Origin of the sequence: Allobosea sp. LC85 (assembly GCF_000735605.1) — a bacterium.
Classification (GTDB): domain Bacteria; phylum Pseudomonadota; class Alphaproteobacteria; order Rhizobiales; family Beijerinckiaceae; genus Allobosea.
Genome location: NZ_JPKG01000029.1, coordinates 138,602 through 157,475 on the forward strand (window position 1 = coordinate 138,602; position 18,874 = coordinate 157,475).

An 18,874-nucleotide genomic window follows, 5' to 3' on the forward strand; every position below is an offset into this window, starting at 1 on the left:
CAATCAATCCGCCGCTCTCGATCTGGGGCCATGCCACGTCGAACGCTGCACGCGCCCCAGCAGTCTCGAGGATATCAGCGATGCAGCTCGGTCGCATGGATCACCTCCTCTTCCTCAGAAATTCGGCGTCGATCATCCCCGCGTTGGGCCGTTGTCATCGCCAGCCGGCGGGAATCTCCCTCGGGTCTCTTCCAACAGAGCCTCTGCCGTGGTTCAGCGGACCCTTTCGCCAATCGCGCCTTTGCTGCCACTGCTCCGCGTCCTTCGGGTCAGAAACCTGCCAGTGGCTGGGCGGTGACAGCGCGATGCCGGGCGTCGCTCAAGCAGCCTTGCGCGGGGCCTGCGCGTGCGGGGGCTGTGGCGGCCGGCCGACGACGTCTTCGGTTAACTTGCTGCACTCGGCCATGATGCCGTCGCCGAGGTCAGCCAGCGCCTTGCCGTCGTCGTCCAGCTTCTCGGACAGGCTCATCGTGGCCTCGATCTGGCCGGCCTGGAAAGCCAGGAAGTCCTGCGCGTCTTTAATGTCCGCAGCGGCCCTCAGGCGCGCAAAGCCCAGGTCCATGCAGGTCCGCAGCATGTCCATCTGCAACACGCTCAGCTTTTGCAAATTGTCGATGGCGAGCCTGTTTGCCTTGACGACTGTGGTCAGAGACAGCTTCCACGGTTCCAACAGGTTTTTCGGCAGGTCATGCATGGTCGTGTCTCCTCTCAATGTGACTGTGGCTGGTCATGACGGTTGGTGCTTTGAAGCAGAGCCTCAAGCTCCCCGGCATGGACGCCGGCAAAGGGTGCCAGGACAACCGCGCCCTGTCGCTCGCCGCTCTCGGACCGGGCAAAGCGGATCGCTTCGCTGCGGTTGACGAAGGTGGCCGCGACGAAGCCACCGATCTCGCGGACGATCCAACTGCCGTCACGACTCCGGCCGAGGATGAAGCTGCGGCGCCGCATGCTGGCGCGATGCGAGGAAGTTTGCTCGTTGATCATGGCGGGCTCCCGTCTGAGGATCGCATGGTCGCCTTGGCCACCACCCCGGTAGTAGCCTGTGGTATCGGTCGTGTTGCCTGCCGCCGCTCAGCGCGCGCCCTGCCTGCTTCAGGTGGGCGGGCCGTGCCAAGCACAGCAGAAAACTGGGAAAAACAGGGGCCGGAAAGGCCGCCAGACATTGGACACGATATTGTGCGGGGCGCCTATGAGCCGCGCCGTCATCGTCATTACGTAAGGATCGGCGCTAACCTGATCGCATGACCCTTGATCAGAGCCCTCTTCAGGGCGTGATTAGGGTCGCCGGCGCCCGCATCAGAATAGGCGGCAGTTTCAGACAGCTCTTCCCAGTCCATTTTCGGAAACTTGGCGCAAGGACTGGATTTGAATGATCCTTTTTGCTTGGCCGTGACAAATACGATTCTTCCGGCGTCTTTTCACTGTTTCAGGCAGCAACTTTACGCCGACTTGTAGTCGTCATCTGCTTTCGCGTGAGGGGATTATTCACTGATGCAGGAGAGATACAACCCAAAATATTAGCATTTGGCGTTATTATTTTTATTGACCAATATATAGGCGGTTAACCGCAAATTTAATGCAGCATATGGAATCACAATCGCAATTAAATATCCAAGACAACGGAAACAACCACCGCGGGTAGACACATTTCCTATCGGCCTGCCTTTGCCCAGCGTCTTCGCGCGCGGACCCAAAAGAGGATCGGAACGATGATCCGCGATCGCCACGAGAAGATGAGCGAGGCTGGAGCGCGGACTTTCGGCGAATTCCCACCCAAGCGCAGAGCGGGCGAGCACCCGCTGCGACGTCTGCATTGTGGCGGTCGATCAACCCGTGATCGTGCCAAACATGACGAGCCTGCGGCCTGTCGATCGGCTCGCGGCTTCGTTGATCTCGTGGCTCGGCGGCACGGTCCGACCTGCTAGTTGATCGCAAATCGGTATGTTCGACGATGCAGCGCCAATCTGGCGGTTCAAAGACAAGTTGGACGCTGCAAGCTGCGCCCTCATCGGCCTTCTGTGACGCGCGAGGCCGAGAGAGGAGACGATCATGATTGGCGACCTGGGGCGACAGGTTATATGATCGCGCCCGCAAACCCGCAGGTCCGAGAGCGGCTTCGGAATGCTGGGAGAGCGCCGGGAGCGCTCGTCGAGGGCGCGCCTGCGCAGCGCGGAAGCATGCAAATCTCAGCAGATTGACGAGGACTGGCCGACGCACGGGAACAAGGCTGACATCGACTTCACACATGCGATTCCTCTCGTCTCGTGCGTGAAGATGACAGTAGCGTGCCGGGGGCTACGCCCGGGATTTCAAGGGAGAAGCAAATGCCACGGATCCAAGCAATCGGGATCGCCGTTGCTGCCATGATCGGCGCGATTGGGCCGGCTTTCGGGCAAGCGCCGCCCGCCCCGACGCCGGCTCCGAGTCCGCCGCCGTTCGCGACGACCAAGGTCGACGGGACGGACAATGTCTACGTCTTCCGTTATCAGAACCACCAGGCGATGTTCGTCGTCACGCCCGCCGGCGTGATCGCGACCGATCCGATCAGCTACGGGCGGCCGCAGACAGCACAAACCTACATCGCGGAAATCCAGAAGATCACCAAGGCCCCCATCAAGTATCTGATCTACAGCCACCACCATTACGACCACATCGCCGGCGGCAAGCCGTTCAAGGATGCAGGCGCCACCGTGATCGCGCATCGCCGCGCCAAGGAGCGGCTCGCGGCGCTGAAGGGACGCGACGTCGTGGTTCCGGATCAGATCGTGGACCAGAAACGCACGATCAAGCTCGGCGGCACGACGCTTGAGCTCATCTACACCGGGCGGAACCATTCCGACTCTTCGCTGGTGATGTTCCTGCCCAAGGAAAGGCTCATCTTCGCCGTGGACTTCAATGCGCTCGGCGCAGTGCCATCGCGGCTCGCGGTGAACGATTCCTATCCGGTCGAGTGGGAAGAATCCTTGAAGCGGACGTTGGCGCTGAACTGGGACCGCCAGATCCCCGGACATCCCGGCCCGGGCGGCGGCCGGCTCGGCACCAAGAAGGACATGGAGGAGCAACTCGCTTTCATGACCGAGCTTTCCGCCGAAGTGAAGAAGGCCTCGGACGCCGGCAAGTGCTTTGATCCGGCGACCAAGGATGTGCGGCTGCCAAATCGTGCGACGCTTCAAGGTTACGAGCAGAATATCGAATGGAATGTTCATCGCTGGTGCGGCTATTGGGGCCGCGGCATCTGATCGACCGGTCGGCCTGTCCTTCCGGACGCCGCGATTCCAGAGTCGGCCACGGCCTGTCGCATTGCAGGCTGCGGAAGCCGAACGGCGGCCTTCTTCGAGCCGCCGCGGCTAAGCTCGCGCCTCCGCCGTCGAGTTGGCGCTAGCGGCTGATTTGCTCCGTCGAGGATTGCGCCACGCCCGACACGATTCGAGCCTGTGACCTTTGCCGCCTCGGGTCTTGCTCGATCGCAAAATCCCTCGTTGCCGAAGCAGTCGTGATCGGCTATCCACCTTCCCACGGATTGCGCCCGTAGCTCAGCTGGATAGAGCGTTGCCCTCCGAAGGCAAAGGTCACACGTTCGAATCGTGTCGGGCGCGCCACTTCCGAAACCCTTGAGAACTCTCGGGTTTCAGCTTTGGATCACCTCCCTAGAGACCATCAGAAACCCCGGCTGTCACAGGGGTTCTTATGGCTGCGATCCGCAGGAGGGGTTCCTGTTGGCAAGCACAGGTCAGGCGCGAGGGTAGCCCTCCCGTCACCAGAGCTTACCTCCATGAAGCGGCCAATGTTTTCCTGAAGGTTGTGCGTCGTGGCTCACCGCTCAGGAATTGGGGGCTGAAACTCGTCAAGCGGATCGGGCTGAAGAAAGCCAGGGTTGCCGTCGCCCGCAAGCTTGCAACGATCATGCGCTGCATCTGGACAGACGGGACGCAGTTCGAGTGGGAGCCGACCAAGGCATGAATTAACCGCATCAAAAAGCTCCGCATAGGCGGGCCTGGTCGTCCCTGCCAGGACGATGGTGTCGGCGACCTCGAAGTTCGTCCCTGCAAGACCGGAACTCAAACTCCGTCTCATTGCGATCTTCACACTGAGGCGTCACATCGCTGAACGCCATCATGCGGCGAACCTCGACCGCGGAAAGAACCATGACCCCGGCAGTGGCGAGATCATCAGGAGTTGACTTCCCCCACGCGATTAAAGAACGGACGACTATTTCAATGACATAGGTGTTCGCAGTTCTGTCCTGAATGGCGCGCCAAAGTTCTACCACTCCAGATAAGACTGCGAACATCCCTCGGATGCCGGAACGCAGCCACAAGCAGAGCCTCGGAAGCCAGCGGCTGTCCGCCTCTGGTTTGCCGCTTGCGGAACAGAACCCGCTTGGATCACGTCCTGGACTTGAAGCGCGCCGCCTCTTCCGAACCGTGGGTGGCGTCGCCGGCGCTATAAGAATGCGCGCCAGCGCCGGCGAGCCTGCCGCCATCGACGATCAGATATTCCTCCCGGATCGGCCGGCCTTCGAACCAGCATTCCAGGATTTCGCGCGTGCCTGCGGCGTAGCGGGCCTGAGCGGAGAGCGACGATCCCGAGATATGCGGCGTCATGCCGTGATGCGGCATTGATCGCCAAGGATGGTCCGTGGGGGCCGGCTGCGGGAACCAGACATCGCCAGCATAGCCTCCGAGCTGCCCGCCCTCCAGAGCGCGGGCCACAGCGTCACGATTGCAGATCTTGCCGCGCGCCGTGTTCACCAGATAGGCGCCGCGTTTCATCCTGGCGATCATCGCCTCGTCGAAGAGATTCTCTGTCTCCGGATGCAGAGGCGCATTGATCGTGACCACATCGCAAAGGCCAACCATGGACGCCGCGTCCGCGTGGAAGGTAACGCCAAGTTCCTGCTCGACCGCCAGCGGAAGACGGTGGCGGTCGGTGTAGTGCAGCTTCACGTCGAAGGGCTTCAACCGGCGCAGCACGGCGCTGCCGATCCGGCCGGCACCGACGGTGCCGATCTGCATCCCCTCGACATCGTAAGAGCGCGCGACGCAATCGGCGATGTTCCAGCCCCCCTTGAGCACCCACTGATAGGAGGGGATGTAGTTTCGCACGAGCGCCAGGATCATCATGACCACATGTTCAGACACGCTGATCGAGTTGCAGTAGGTCACCTCGGCAACCGTTACACCACGATCCATCGCGGCCTGAAGATCGACATGGTCTGATCCAATGCCGGCCGTGATCGCAAGCTTCAGTTTGCTCGCCTTGGCTATGCGCTCTTCGGTCAGATAGGCCGGCCAGAAAGGCTGCGAGATCACGATTTCGGCGTCGGGGAGCTCGCGCTCGAAAACGCTGCCGGGACCGTCTTTGTCCGAGGTCACAACCAGGCTGTGCCCAGCGCTTTCGAGAAATTTCCTCAGGCCGAGTTCGCCCGAGACGCTGCCGAGCAAGACCCCCGGTTCAAAGTCGATCGCCTTCGGCGTGGGAAGTGTCTGGCCGCCGGGATAGCGGTCGAGTTTCGGCAGACCGTCCCGCGCATATCCTGCCGGGTAACCGTCGGCTGGATCGTCATAGAGGACGCAAACGACCTTTGCCATTTTGTATCTTCCTTCGTCAGGCACGAAGAGGAAGACGCTTGATTGTCAATGCTGCCCGCCAAGACGACGATCAACGGGCGGCCCGCTCTGAAGTGTCGGAGGCCAACTGCTCCTGGCGCTTCCTCGATCGGAAAGTTGCGCGCTAGTCCAAATAAGATGGAGAAGCCGGACATGGTTTCAAGACCGGCGGAAAGTGGCCTGCCCCCTGAAAAGTGGTCCTCCCTGAGGTATGGCTTTTGAGCCGACGGAAGACTGAAGAAATGGCCAGAAAGAGAGACAGTGCTGAAGTGATCGTCGCTTCGCGACGATCACTTCAGGCTTGCGCTTCTTCTCAAAAGCCTGGGGAGGCGCGCCAAATTGCCACCACTCCGAACAAGGCCGCGAACCCATGACGGCGCGGGTGGCACCAATGTCGGTGTGTTTCCGCCATGGCCAAGGCATCAACTTAAAGTGCCGCGGTATCTGACGGTGCATACGCTGGCATAGAACACGCGCTGGCGTTCCAACGTGCGCATAAGCCATCCGTGGGGCCATGCCGGGAAGAGCCGCACCCTTGCTCGATTGCTCCCTTTGTGCGGGCCAGGTTGACTTGGCGAGGAAGCGATCGGCTGATCCGGGTCTGCCCCCAAGAGTTCGAAACAGCTCCACTCGTTCCACGGTCCAGGCGACAGAGCTTCGAGCACCCGCGTCTTCCCGCCGTGACGCGCAATCGCGATCACTAATCAAACGGCAGGCGTCCCTCATTTCCGCTATAATTGGACGATGACGATCGGGATCGCCGGACCCGGACGGAAGGCACCACGGCAAAACGCCGTGGTGAGGCTGATTATTGCGGCCGTCGCCGTCGGAGTTTGCCTGATCCTGCTCGGGCTCGCGAGTGACTTGCTGGTCGATTGGCTGTGGTTTTCCTCGATCGGTTATCTGCAGGTTTTCTGGACAACAACCGGCGCTGAAGTCGTCGTCCTTCTTGCTGTCTGGACGGCGACTGCCGTCGTTCTTTGGCTCAACGGATGGCTCGCTGTGCGTTTTGCCCGGCCGCGGCCGATACAAGCTGCCGCCGGCCTCACGTCGCAGCCTACCGGCACTCTGCCGCCGCTCGATCTGCTCTCGCTCGCGCGCGATCGACTGCCCTGGCCCCGGGTTATCGCGGGCGGTGCGGGCTTGCTCGCGCTGCTCGTCGCCGCGGCAGAGGTCGGCAACTGGGGCATCTTCCTGCGGTTTCTCTATCAGGTGCCATATGGCGCAGACGATCCGCTCTTCAACAAGGATATCGGCTTCTACCTCTTCTCACTGCCCGCCTATATCCACATCAAGAACTGGATGTTGCTCACGCTTGTCTTGAGCGCGTTTTTCGCCGGAACGATCTACTGGGTGCACGGCGACATCGAATACGACGTGCAGCACCGATCAATCTCGCCGACCGTGATCGCTCACGGCTCGGCAGTGCTCGGTCTTCTCTTCGCGGTGAAGGCTTGGTCCTATGGTCTCGACCGCTATCTGCTGCTCTATGGCGACAACGGTGTGGTCGTCGGCGCCAGTTACACCGATATCCATGTGGGGCTACCGGGCCTGTGGCTATTGATCGGGTTTTCGATCATCGCGGCGTTCGCCGCGTGGGTAAATCTCTGGGTGCGCACTTACTGGCTTCCTGCCGCCGCGCTCCTGCTCGTCGCCCTCGGCTCTTTCGTGCTGTCCGGTGCAGCCCCTGTGCTGTTCCGGCAGTTCTTCGTCAGACCAAGCGAGTTACAACTGGAGAAGCCATACATCGAGCGCAACATCGCGCTCACCCGTCAGGCCTATAATCTCGATCAGATCGAAGCCAAGCCGTTTGCCGCCGAACAGAAGCTCTCTCTCGCCACGCTAGAGGCCAACAAGGCGACAATCGAAAATATCAGGCTGTGGGACCGGCGGCCGTTGTCGGATACCTACGCGCAACTGCAGGAGATTCGCACCTACTACAAATTCCATGATCCTGACGTTGATCGCTACTGGCTCGATGGTTCCTACCAAAGCGTGATGCTCTCGGCTCGCGAACTACGGCCCTCCTTGCTGCCGCCGAATGCCCAGACATGGGTCAACCGCCACGTGCTGTTTACTCACGGCAACGGCGCGGTGATGAGCCCGGTCACCCGAAAGAGTCCTGAAGGACTGCCGTTTCTCTATTTGCGGGATATTCCTCCCGTTGCAGACGGAGGTCCCAAAATCCACGAGCCGCGCATCTACTACGGCGAAGAGAGCGACAGCTACGTTATCGTCAAGGCAAGCACGCCGGAGTTCGATTATCCGAAGGGCAAAGACAACGTCTATGCGGCCTATGGCGGTACCGGCGGCGTTCCGATCGGAGCGATGGCGAGCAGAATGCTGTTCGCCTACTACTTCAACGACCCGAACCTGCTTCTCTCGAGCTACATCACTGCCGACAGCCGGATCATGATCCGCCGCAATATCCGGGAACGGGTACGAACGATCGCTCCGTTTCTCGGGCTCGATCACGATCCCTATCCGGTTATCAGCAATGGGCGGATGTTCTGGATGCAGGATGCCTACACGACGAGCTCCTACTTCCCCTATGCGCAGCCCGCGCAAGATATCGATCTCAACTACATCCGCAATTCGGTGAAGGTTGTCGTCGATGCTTATAACGGGACCGTCGACTTCTACCTGATGGATCCCGGCGATCCGATTGCCGCGACCTACCGGCGCATCTTTCCGAGCCTGTTCAAGCCGTTCGCGGCCATGCCTTCAGACTTGCAGAAGCACATTCGCTATCCGGAGGACCTGTTCCTGATTCAGGCGCGGCTGTATCAAACCTACCACATGGAGGCGGCCGACGTTTTCTATAACCGCGAAGATCTTTGGCAATTCCCCCGCCAACCGGGTGGCGGCGGCACCGCAATGATGGCGCCCTATTACATCATCATGCGGCTGCCCGGGGAGTCGCATGCCGAGTTTTTCCTCATGCTCCCGATGGTGCCTAGCCGCCGCGACAACATGATCGCGTGGCTTGCCGCGCGCTGCGATGAGCCCGGCTACGGCAAGCTGATCGTTTACGAATTTCCCAAGGAGAAGCTTGTCTACGGGCCGTTCCAGATCGAAGCGCGGATCAATCAGAGTACCGAGATCTCCCAACAAATCACGTTGTGGAACCAGATGGGTTCACGAGTGATCCGCGGTGCGAACTTGCTTGCAATCCCGATCGAGAACTCGATCCTTTATGTATCGCCGCTCTATTTGCGAGCGGAGCACGGACATCTGCCGGAGCTGAAACGCGTGATCGCAGCCTACGGTGAACATGTGGTGATGAAGGAAACGCTCGCCGAGGCCTTGTCAGCGCTGTTCTTAGAGCCCGGCTCTGCGCCGACAGCGTCACGCACGACAGAGGGGACGCCCGTGACAAGCCCAACGGCAAGTCAGGCACGGGAGGCGCTTGATCGCTACAATCAAGCAGTGGAGCGATTGAAGTCCGGAGATTGGAAAGGCTTCGGTACACAGTTCGATGCAATGCGCGAGATTTTAAAGGAAATGAACCGAGACTCCTCCGGCCATTAGTGCCTCATTGGATTTGAATCGGACCACCCGATCGGGAGCAGGCCGCCGTTGACCGAGTAAGTGTTGATCATGCTCGTTGGCTGAGACGTTGCGGCTTCACCCCCCTCTATATCAGTTGGCGGACGCCCTTATTTTGATGCCCTGCCGCACCGATATGAGGTTCACAGGAAGCAGCCTCGCGCAGCATGCGTACTGCGCACGCCTCTCGCGCCTTGCTGCTGCGGGGAGGACGCCATGTATCAACACATTCTGGTTCCCACTGACGGTTCACCCTTGTCCGCCGCAGCCGTCGAACAGGCCACGCAGCTTGCCAAGTCCCTTGGGGCCCGACTGACGCTGCTCGCTGTAAGGGAGCCCTTTCACATCTTCGCCTCTGAGCCCAGCATGCTGAGCGCGACGCTGGCGGAGCACCAAGAGTTCACCGAAGCGCGAGCACGGCAGTATCTCGCTGCCGCCGAAGAGAAGGTTGCGGCCGCGGACATACCCTGCGACGCCATTCAGGTCGAAAACGAGCACCCCTATCAGGCCATTATCGACACCGCTGTTGCGCGAGGCTGCGACCTGATCGCCATGGCATCGCATGGCCGCCGCGGCATCGCCGCGATTGTGCTCGGCAGCGAGACGGTAAAGGTTCTGACCCATTCCAAGATTCCGGTTCTCGTTTATCGCTGAGCGCTCGGGTCGCCGTCGAGAACCCCGACCAGCAAATCGGTGAGACAGCCAAGAACCGCGTCGGGTCTCCGCTTAACTGCTTGTCTGAGCGAGCAGCGAACATGCATGCAGGCCTTAGATCATCGGACCGGATATCGTATCCGGTCCGATGATCTAACCTCCTGTGTTTGCATCGGCTTTGCCCCGAAAACCGCAATCCGCTTTTCGGTCCGATGCTTGAGCCATTCGGCCACCAACAGGGGCGCGGGCATCACCTGGGACGAGGTCGTCATCGCCGACTACATCAAGGATTGGCATTGATGAACGGCCCGCCGCGCCACCTGAAGCGGAGCGCGGTGCCTGGCCAAATCCAACCGCAGAAATTATATCGGTACTTCAATAGGATAGGTGTTCGCAGTTTTGTTCTGAGTGGCGCCCCACCGTCAGCATCCGCGAGCCAGAGAATCAATCGCCTCCGCGGGTCGTCAGCGCGCGGGCGATGCCAAGGAAAGACCTGATGGTCTTGCTCTCCCGCCGTTCGCGCAAGCAGATCAGGGCTTCCTCCATCAGGATTGGAGGGCCGCTGAGCGGAATCCGCATAAGATCCTTGCCGGGGACGAATTCCGCGTCGGAGACAAAGCCGATACCGGCGCCCGTCGCGACTATGTCTCGCACCGCTTCACGCCCCTCCACCTCGATCGCATAGCGCAGGGTGACGCCATGCTCGATTGCCCGCCGTTCGAGCATCCGCCGCGTCCGCGAGCCGCGCTCGCGCATGACGAGAGGGAGACCGGCGAGATCGGCGAATGAAAGCGAGCGCTGCGCCGCGACGGGGTGTCCCGCCGCTGCGAAGGCGATAATCGGCGTGGCATTCAGCGTGATCATCTCGAAATCGCGGCTCGGAGCAACGTCGCCCAGCACCGCGATGTCGGCCTCATAGTTCCCGAGTTGTGCCAGGCCTGTTTCGGTGTTGCCGGACCAGATCGTCATCTGGATGCCCGGATAATGCTCGCGGTAGGCGCTCAGCACGTGCAGCACATGGTGGATGGAATCGGCCACCAGCCGAAGCTGCCCTGCCTGTAGCGCGCGCGTTTCGGACAAGAGATCGAGCGCCTGCCCCTCGGCATCGAACAACCGATGCGTCACAGCAAGCAGCTTTTCTCCCATCGGGGTCAGGGCAACCTGCTTGCGCTGCCGGTCGAACAGCTGAACGTCATACTCAGCCTCCAGCTTGCGAACCTGGTCCGAGATCGCGGGCTGAGTGAGGTGGAGTTCCTCAGCCGCCCGCGAAAATCCGCCGGCGATCGCGACATGATGGAAGGCGCGAAGCTGAACATAGCGCATCGGAGCGTCCGATCGGTAAGGCGGGCCAACACAGGCTCGTCGCGGAATGTTGGTCCAGAATATCAGCAAAATCGATATGTCGATAAAGATTAGCGATTTTTCAGATGAAATCGCCTGGGCGATGCTGTCGGCGCTGGGATACGCTTCGAGTTGACTGCCTGGCTCGCCAGCCTTGGCTTCACGCATCACGTGGGAGAACTGAATGTCCGGGACGCTGGTCCATACCGAGGGCGAGTCGAACACCTCAGCGGCGCGCAGCGCCTGGTCCGCGCGTCTCGACGACCCGGCGACGCGCCGCCTGCTGCAGCGGGACGCTGATGCCTTCCTGCATCAGAGCCTGTCCAGCCCCTGCGTCACGGCGATCGCCAAGGCCGAGGGAATCTGGATCGAGGACACGGCCGGGCGGCGCTACATGGATTTCCATGGAAACAGCGTCCATCACATCGGTTACGGCCATCCGCGGCTGAAGGCGGCGATCAAGGCGCAGATCGATGAACTCTGCTTTGCGCCGCGCCGCTTCACCTGCGAGCCGGCCGTGGAGCTGGCCGAGACGCTCGGGCAGCTTGCGCCGGGCGATCTCAACAAGGTGCTGTTCACGACAGGCGGCTCGGATGCCGTCGAGGTCGCACTGAAGCTGGCGCGCGCCGCCACCGGCCGCTTCAAGACCCTATCCTTCTGGGACGCTTTTCACGGCGCCGGCTTCGGCGCCGCGAGCGTCGGCGGCGAGGCGACATTCCGCTCCGGCATCGCCGGGCCGCTGTTGCCGGGCGCAGAGCATGTCGCCCCCTGGGCGAGCCATCATTGCGCCTATGGCTGCAACAGCCTGGAGGATTCGGCACGCGCCTGCGCCAGCATGATCTCTTATGTGCTGGGCCGCGAAGGAGATTTCGCCGCCGTCGTGGCCGAGCCGATGCGCGCCACGCCGAACCCGCCCGCACCTGGTTTCTGGAAGCTGGTGCGTGAGGCTTGCGATCGCCACGGAACCTTGCTGATCTTCGATGAAATCCCGACTGGTCTCGGGAAGACGGGTCGCTTTTTCACCTGCGAGCATGACGGCGTCACGCCCGACATCCTTGTGGTCGGAAAGGCACTCGGCGGAGGCATTTTGCCGATTGCGGCGGTGATCGCCCGACGTGATCTCGATGTCGCGGGCGACTACGCGATCGGCCACTACACCCATGAGAAGAACCCGGTGACGACGCGAGCGGCGCTGACCACAATTGCGATCATCCGCGAGGAGGGGCTGGCCGAGCGCGCTGCGGAGCTTGGGGCGTATGCGATGGACCGCCTGCGCGAGTTCGGCGCAGGCTCGGCCCATGTCGGCGATGTCCGGGGGCGCGGACTGATGATCGGTGTCGAGATCGTGACCGACAAGGCCGGTATGCAGCCAGACAACGCGTTGGCAGAGCGGGTTTATTATCGCTGCCTGGAAGGCGGGCTGAGCTTCAAGATCAGCCAGGGCAACGTACTGACCCTGTCGCCGCCTCTGGTCATTTCCCGGGCCGAACTCGACCAGGCGCTGTCGACCGTCGAGGCGGCGATCGCAGCCGGTTGATCGCGACCGAACTCTTGGCCAACAGGGAAAAACATGAAGGTTGTTCGCACGGATCGGGAACTGGAATGCCCGGAGATCGATGCCGGGCTGCGGGCGCGCGGGGTCGAACTCGTGACGCTGCCGGACGGTATCTCCGAGGCCGATCTTGTCGAGCAGGTCGCCGACGCCGACCTGCTGCTGATGTGCTACACGCCGGTCACCGGCTCGGTCATCGCCAATGCGCGCAAGCTCAGGGGAATCGTCAAATACGGGGTGGGAATCGACGCGATCGATGTTCCTGCGGCGGTGGCGCGCAGCATCCCCGTCGTCAACGTTCCTGAATATGCCGAGGAGACGGTGGCCGAGGGCGCCTTCGCCCTGATGATCGCGCTTGCCAAGCGCATGCCGGAGATCGGACGCGCCATGGCCGCCGGGGGCTGGATCTGGCCGGAGCAACGCTGGCTCGGCCGCGATATCGCCGGCGCAACGCTTGGACTGGTCGGGGCGGGCAAGATCGGCCGGAGCATGGCGCGGATGGCCGGCCAGGGCTTCCGGGCGCGGGTGCTGGGCTTCGACCCGAACGTCGATGCGCAGACGATGGCGGCCGCCGGCATCGAGAAGGTCGATGATCTTCATGCCATGCTGCGGGAATGCGACTTCGTCTCGCTCCATTGTGTGCTGAATGCGGCGACGCGCGGGCTGATCGGACGCGCCGAGCTCGCTTGCCTGAAGCCCTCTGCGGTGCTGGTGAACGTTTCGCGCGGGGCATTGATCGATGAGTCGGCGCTGGTCGAAGCCGTTCTCGCGGCGCGCCTCGGCGGGGTCGGTCTCGATGTCTATGCCATGGAGCCCCTCGCGAAAGCCGGCCACATGCTGAGCCCGCTTTTTGGTCGTGACGACGTCATTCTCTTCCCGCACCTGACATTCTTCACGGTCGAGGCGATGCGACGGCTCTCGGAGGACACGCTTGCGCGCTGCTTCGAAATCCTCGATGGCCGCCCCGTCCAGGTGCGCTCGCACGATCCCCGCCTTCGCGCGCAGCGGCAGAACGTCGTCTTCGCGTGAGGCGCGTTCGTTCAACCGTGAGATGCCGACCTGGCCCTGTCCTTGTCGGGATCGACCAGCGGATCGCATTCATCGCGGAGTGGCGCCACGTGGCGCGATGAGGCAAGGCGACCACCGGGGCTTGCAATGAAATGACCTGACATGCGCTTGAGCAAGCTTGCGACTTTCCTCCGCCGCAACCTCGTCGGCGAGGGCCTGAGCGACGTGCTGAACCCCAAGCTGTAGACGCTGATGCCAAAGTTCGCGCAGATGGGCGCGCAGCCTGCCTGAACACCCGCCACCGCCAACCTCAAGAAGAGACCCTATGCGTCTTGGTGTCATTGCGGACATTCATGGGAATCTGCCTGCGCTCGAGGCCGTCATGGCTCGCATCGCCGAGCTGTCTCTCGATCTCGTGGTCAACCTCGGCGATTGCGCCTCGGGTCCGCTCTGGCCCCGCGAAACGACCCGGCTGCTGCGCGAGAGCGCCTTTCAACACGTCCGGGGCAATCACGATCGGGCCCTCGGCGCAACCAGTGCTGCCGGGCTCGGCCGGTCCGATGGCTTCGCCTGGCAGGAACTCACCCCGGACGATCGCGCCTGGCTCGCCGGTCTGCCCTTCAGTCTGACGCTGTCGGGCGCGCTCTGCATCCATGCTTCGCCTGCGAGCGACGAGGCCTATCTGATCGACACAGTTTCATCGGCCCAGCTGATCGCGGCAAGCCATGCAGAAATCGCGGTGCGGCTTCAAAGCATGGCACCAGGGCTCGTTCTGTGCGGCCACAGCCATCAGCCGCGTGTGGTGCGGCTCGACAGTGGCACCCTCATTGTCAATCCCGGCAGTGTCGGCTGTCCCGCCTATGAGGATCCGGAGCCGCCGGCCCATGTCTCGGAGAGTGGCTCGCCGCATGCGCGCTTCGCCGTGGTGACGATCGCGGACGATACTATGGCGGTCGAACATCATGCCATCACCTATGACTGGGCGTGCGCTGCCCGTCGCGCCTGCGACAATGGCAGACCCGATTGGGCCCACGCCCTGCTCACCGGCACGACGCTGAAGCGCCCGGCGGCGGACGAACGTGCCTGACGGACGCCCCGGTTTGCCCAGCAGTGCTCACTGCTGCCGCGATGCAGGCTGGCCGATGTCGCCGTGATGCGTACCGTCTGACGCCACTCTCAGCCCGAGCGCGCCAGATCCTGAACCGTTTCGAAGAAGCTGCGTACCAGTGGAATTCGCCGCCGCTCGGCACGGCAGGCCGCGTATTCGCCCACGGCGAGGTCGGCGCCCGTGATCTCGAGCTTCCTAAGCTGAGTGTCCTCCCGAAATTCAGCATCGAAGGTGACGCCGATGCCGAAACCGGCAGCCACGGCCTCGCGAACCGCCTCGCGGGTCTGCACTTCGAGAAGGTTGGCCGGCTTGACGCCCGCTTCGGAGAGGCGGCTCTCGAAGACTTCGCGGGTGATCGAGCCGCGCTCGCGCAGAACGATGTCCTCTCCGGCAAAAGCCTCGATCGGGATGTGGCCGTGTTGGGCGAAATGGTGTTCGGCGGAGACGAAAGCGACCAGCCTGTCGGAACGCAGTTTGACGACGTGCAGATGAGGATCCGAATTCTGCCTCGCCGTGATGGCGACATCGGCGGCGAAGTCCATGATCTGGTCGATGACCTCGGAGGAGTTGCCGATCGTCAACGAGAAGGTCAGGCCCGGATATTTCGTCCGAATGCGCGCAAGCGCGGCCATGACATGGGTCGCGCTGTCAGCTGCGATGCGCAGATGCCCGCGCTGCAAGGTGCGTGTTCCGGCAAGCAGAGCCTGAGCCTCATCCTCCGCCGCGAACAGTCGTGACGTGATCACGAACAGGCTCTGACCGAGCGGCGTCAGCCGAACCTGGCGGCCGGCGCGGTCGAATAGCCGCACGCCATAGGCATCCTCAAGGCCGCGAACCTGGGATGACAGGGTGGGCTGGCTGACGTTCCGTGCCCGTGCCGCGCGCGTAAAGCTTTCCGCCTCGGCAACCGCGTGGAAGGCGCAAAGGCCGGAATAGCTGATCGCCATTTTGCATAGATCCTATCTATAGTTTCTATGGAAACGATGTATTGGAGCTATGTCAATCGGCGGCCTAGCGTTCGACATCTGCTCCAGCGCAAAGCGAGACCGCCCATGGCACAAGCCCGCCGCCCCGCCGCTTCCGAGACCGGCGACCCGCTTCTCCTGACGCCCGGGCCGCTCACGACCAGCAAGGCGATCAAGGAAGCCATGGTGCATGACTGGGGCTCGCGCGATGCCGCCTTCGTCGGCATCAACAAAGCCGTGATGGAGGAATTGCCGAAGATCATCTATGGCGAGGGCGCCTTCGTGACCGTGCCGATGCAAGGCTCCGGCACTTTCGCGGTCGAGGCCATGCTGACCAGCTTCGTGCCGCGTAGCGGCAAGGCTCTGATCCTGATCAACGGCGCCTATGGCCAGCGCGCCAGGCGCATCCTCGAGATCGCGGGCCGCGATGTCGTCGTCCACGAGACGGCCGAGGACATGCCACCCGACCTCGCCGAGGTCGACCGGATGCTCGTCGCCGATGCGGCGATCAGCCATGTCTTCGTGGTCCATTGCGAAACGACGAGCGGCATCCGCAACCCGATCGAGGCGGTGGCGGCGCTGGTCAAGCGCCATGGCCGACGCTTGCTGATCGATTCGATGAGCGCCTTCGGGGCGCTGCCGCTCGACAGCCGCGAGGTCTATTTCGACGCTGTCGCCGCCTCTTCGAACAAGTGCATCCAGGGAGTGCCCGGCCTCGGTTTCGTCATCGCGCGCCGCAGCGCGCTGGCGGAGACCAAGGGCAACGCCACCACGCTGGTGCTCGACCTCCACGATCAGCACGCCGCCTTCGAGCGCACCGGGCAGTACCGCTTCACCCCGCCGATCCATGTCATCGTCGCGTTCCATGCGGCGCTGCAGGAATTCTGGGTGGAAGGCGGCGTCGCCGGGCGCGGCGAGCGCTATGCCGACAATGCGCGCATCCTGATCGAGGGCATGCAGGAACTCGGCTTCCGGACGCTGCTGCCGGCGCACCACCAGGCGCCGATCATCGTCACCTTCCACATGCCGCAGGACAAGAACTTCGTCTTCCAGCGCTTCTACGACACGCTGAAGGATGCCGGCTACGTGATCTACCCGGGCAAGCTGACCGTCGCCGACAGCTTCCGCATCGGCTGCATCGGCGCCCTCGGTGCGCAGGACATGAAGGCCTTCGTCGCCACGGTCTCGGACGTCCTTGCCGAGATGGGCGTCGGCCTGAAGTCGGCGGCGTGAAGGAGCAGATGATGAACATGCATTCCAAGGTCGGATCGGATGTCGTCGCAAACGGGCGGGCCTATGCCCGGCCGCAGCGTGCGACGGTCGTGATCTGCATGGACGGCTCGGAGCCGGCCTATATCGAGGCCGCCAGCGCCAAGGGACTGACGCCGAATCTCGACCGGATCATGCGGGCCGGCACCAGCACCCATGCCTATTCCGTGATCCCGAGCTTCACCAATCCGAATAATCTCTCGATCATCACCGGCCGACCGCCGGCGGTCCATGGCATCGCCGGCAACTTCTTCTACGACCGCGAGGCGAAGGAAGAGGTGATGATGAACGATGCCCGCTTCCTGCGGGCGCCGACCATCCTGGCGGAGTTCCAGAAGGCCGGCTTCAAGGTCGCGATGGTGACGGCCAAGGACAAGCTGCGCACCCTGCTGGGCAAGGGGCTCGACTTCACCAGCGGCACGGCGATCGCCTTCTCCTCGGAGAAGGCGGACAAGGCCAACACACTTGAGAACGGCATCGATGAGGTGCTCGACTTCGTCGGCATGCCGGTCCCGTCGGTCTACTCGGCGGATCTCTCCGAGTTCGTCTTCGCGGCCGGCGTCAAGCTGCTGGACAGCTTCAAGCCGGACCTGATGTATCTCTCGACGACCGACTATGTGCAGCACAAGGCGGCGCCGGGCTCAGGCGTCGCGGATGCGTTCTACGCCATGTTCGACGGCTATGTCGGCAGGCTCGATGCGCTCGGCTGCACGCTCGTCATCACCGCCGACCATGGCATGAACGACAAGCACCTGCCGAATGGCGAGCCGGACGTGGTCTATCTGCAAACGCTGATGGACGAATGGTATGGCAAGGGCACGATGCGCGTGATCCTGCCGATCACGGACCCTTACGTCGTCCATCACGGCGCGCTCGGTTCCTTCGCCACGGTCTACCTGCCCAAGGGCGCCGACCAGGTCGAGGTTGCGGCTCGCATCTCCGGCATCGACGGCATCGCGCTCGCGGTCACCGCGGCGGAGGCCTGCGAGCGTTTCGAGCTGCCGGCCGACCGGATCGGCGACGTGGTCGCGATCTCGACGCGCTCGAAGGTGATCGGCACCTCGCCGGAGAGGCACGATCTCTCGGGACTGACCGAGCCGCTGCGCTCGCATGGCGGCATCACCGAGCAGCGCGTGCCGATGATCGCCAACCGGCCGATCTCCGTGCCGGAGGGGCGCACGCTCCGCAATTTCGACGTCTTCGACGTCGCCCTCAACCTGGTGAGCTGAGATGAACGCGAATGTGAATCCGCCCGTGCGCCGCGAGGCGATGCGGATCGCCGGCAAGCTCGTCACCACCGACGACATGCTGGAAGTGCGCAATCCCTACGACGACAGCGTCGTCGGCCTTATCCCGGCCGCCCGCCCCGAGCATGTCCGCGAGGCCTTTGCCAAGGCGCGCGCCTTCAAGCCGACGCTGACCCGCTACGAGCGCCAGCAGATCCTGCAGAAGACAGCCGAGCTGCTGCGCGACCGCAAGGAGCAGTTCGCCCGGCTGATCACGGCGGAAGCCGGGCTGTGCTGGAAGGATTCGCTCTATGAGGCGAGCCGGGCCTATGACGTCTGGTCCTTCGCGGCCCAGCTCACCATCAAGGACGATGGCGAGATGTTCTCCTGCGACATCTCGCCGAACGGCAAGGCGCGCAAGATCTTCACGACGCGCCAACCCCTGCTTGGCGTTATCTCGGCGATCACGCCCTTCAACCACCCGCTCAACATGGTCAGCCACAAGCTGGCGCCGGCGATCGCGACGAATAACCGCCTCGTGCTGAAGCCGACCGAGCTGACGCCGCTGACCGCGCTGGCGCTCGCCGATGTGC

14 protein-coding genes and 1 tRNA gene are annotated in these 18,874 nt (G+C 62.6%); 10 read left to right on the forward strand and 5 right to left on the reverse strand.

Annotated features, from left to right (window positions below):
- Nucleotides 1-319: 319 nt before the first annotated feature.
- On the reverse strand, nucleotides 320-694 hold the full coding sequence (locus tag FG93_RS15545; RefSeq protein ID WP_043235843.1) for a phasin family protein: 375 nt from the start codon (nucleotides 692-694) through the stop codon (nucleotides 320-322).
- Nucleotides 695-708: 14 nt separating this feature from the next.
- The gene (locus FG93_RS15550; RefSeq protein WP_043235844.1) at nucleotides 709-984 is read right to left on the reverse strand and encodes a hypothetical protein; all 276 of its coding nucleotides are present in this window, start codon (nucleotides 982-984) and stop codon (nucleotides 709-711) included.
- A 1,340-nt stretch (nucleotides 985-2,324) separates the two neighbouring features.
- On the opposite strand from FG93_RS15550, the gene FG93_RS15555 reads away from it, so the two are divergent.
- Together FG93_RS15555 and FG93_RS15560 are read left to right on the forward strand one after the other, a co-directional pair.
- Entirely contained in the window at nucleotides 2,325-3,239 is a 915-nt protein-coding gene (locus FG93_RS15555) for an MBL fold metallo-hydrolase (protein WP_043235845.1), read from the forward strand.
- A 283-nt stretch (nucleotides 3,240-3,522) separates the two neighbouring features.
- Nucleotides 3,523-3,599 (forward strand) — tRNA-Arg (locus tag FG93_RS15560).
- 786 nt (nucleotides 3,600-4,385) lie between these two features.
- Here FG93_RS15560 and FG93_RS15570 read toward each other — a convergent pair.
- Nucleotides 4,386-5,591: an NAD-dependent formate dehydrogenase gene (locus FG93_RS15570; protein WP_043235848.1), complete on the reverse strand. Its 1,206-nt coding sequence runs from the start codon at nucleotides 5,589-5,591 to the stop codon at nucleotides 4,386-4,388.
- Nucleotides 5,592-6,353: 762 nt separating this feature from the next.
- Between FG93_RS15570 and FG93_RS15575 the strand changes: the two genes are divergently transcribed.
- Together FG93_RS15575 and FG93_RS15580 are read left to right on the forward strand one after the other, a co-directional pair.
- Nucleotides 6,354-9,140, forward strand: coding sequence for a UPF0182 family protein (locus FG93_RS15575; RefSeq protein ID WP_052513815.1), 2,787 nt, complete (start codon nucleotides 6,354-6,356; stop codon nucleotides 9,138-9,140).
- Nucleotides 9,141-9,374: 234 nt separating this feature from the next.
- Nucleotides 9,375-9,812 (forward strand): universal stress protein, encoded by a 438-nt coding sequence (locus tag FG93_RS15580; RefSeq protein ID WP_043235851.1) that lies wholly within the window; start codon nucleotides 9,375-9,377, stop codon nucleotides 9,810-9,812.
- 444 nt (nucleotides 9,813-10,256) lie between these two features.
- Here FG93_RS15580 and FG93_RS15585 read toward each other — a convergent pair whose 3' ends face one another.
- On the reverse strand, nucleotides 10,257-11,135 hold the full coding sequence (locus FG93_RS15585) for a LysR substrate-binding domain-containing protein (RefSeq protein WP_043235853.1): 879 nt from the start codon (nucleotides 11,133-11,135) through the stop codon (nucleotides 10,257-10,259).
- A 202-nt stretch (nucleotides 11,136-11,337) separates the two neighbouring features.
- Between FG93_RS15585 and FG93_RS15590 the strand changes: the two genes are divergently transcribed.
- The 3 genes from FG93_RS15590 to FG93_RS15600 all read left to right on the forward strand — a co-directional run bounded on the left by FG93_RS15590 (nucleotide 11,338) and on the right by FG93_RS15600 (nucleotide 14,800).
- Nucleotides 11,338-12,690, forward strand: coding sequence for an aspartate aminotransferase family protein (locus FG93_RS15590; protein WP_043235855.1), 1,353 nt, complete (start codon nucleotides 11,338-11,340; stop codon nucleotides 12,688-12,690).
- Between the two features lie 33 nt (nucleotides 12,691-12,723).
- Nucleotides 12,724-13,734 carry a 2-hydroxyacid dehydrogenase gene (locus FG93_RS15595; RefSeq protein ID WP_043235857.1) on the forward strand — a complete coding sequence of 337 codons (1,011 nt, stop codon included), beginning with the start codon at nucleotides 12,724-12,726 and terminating at the stop codon, nucleotides 13,732-13,734.
- Nucleotides 13,735-14,038: 304 nt separating this feature from the next.
- Nucleotides 14,039-14,800, forward strand: a complete 762-nt coding sequence (locus tag FG93_RS15600; RefSeq protein WP_052513816.1) for a metallophosphoesterase family protein — start codon at nucleotides 14,039-14,041, stop codon at nucleotides 14,798-14,800.
- Between the two features lie 89 nt (nucleotides 14,801-14,889).
- Here the strand turns inward: FG93_RS15600 and FG93_RS15605 are convergent, their stop codons facing one another.
- Nucleotides 14,890-15,768: a LysR substrate-binding domain-containing protein gene (locus FG93_RS15605; RefSeq protein WP_081881574.1), complete on the reverse strand. Its 879-nt coding sequence runs from the start codon at nucleotides 15,766-15,768 to the stop codon at nucleotides 14,890-14,892.
- A 105-nt stretch (nucleotides 15,769-15,873) separates the two neighbouring features.
- Here FG93_RS15605 and FG93_RS15610 point away from each other — a divergent pair, with 105 nt between their 5' ends.
- From FG93_RS15610 to FG93_RS15620, 3 genes are all read left to right on the forward strand, one after another.
- The gene (locus FG93_RS15610; RefSeq protein WP_052513817.1) at nucleotides 15,874-17,019 is read left to right on the forward strand and encodes a 2-aminoethylphosphonate--pyruvate transaminase; all 1,146 of its coding nucleotides are present in this window, start codon (nucleotides 15,874-15,876) and stop codon (nucleotides 17,017-17,019) included.
- Between the two features lie 11 nt (nucleotides 17,020-17,030).
- A complete protein-coding gene (phnA, locus tag FG93_RS15615; protein WP_043235936.1) occupies nucleotides 17,031-18,284 on the forward strand; it encodes a phosphonoacetate hydrolase in 1,254 nt (417 codons plus the stop codon).
- Between the two features lies 1 nt (nucleotide 18,285).
- Nucleotides 18,286-18,874, forward strand: a 589-nt coding sequence (locus FG93_RS15620; RefSeq protein WP_043235859.1) for an aldehyde dehydrogenase family protein, incomplete at its 3' end; no start/stop codon positions are given.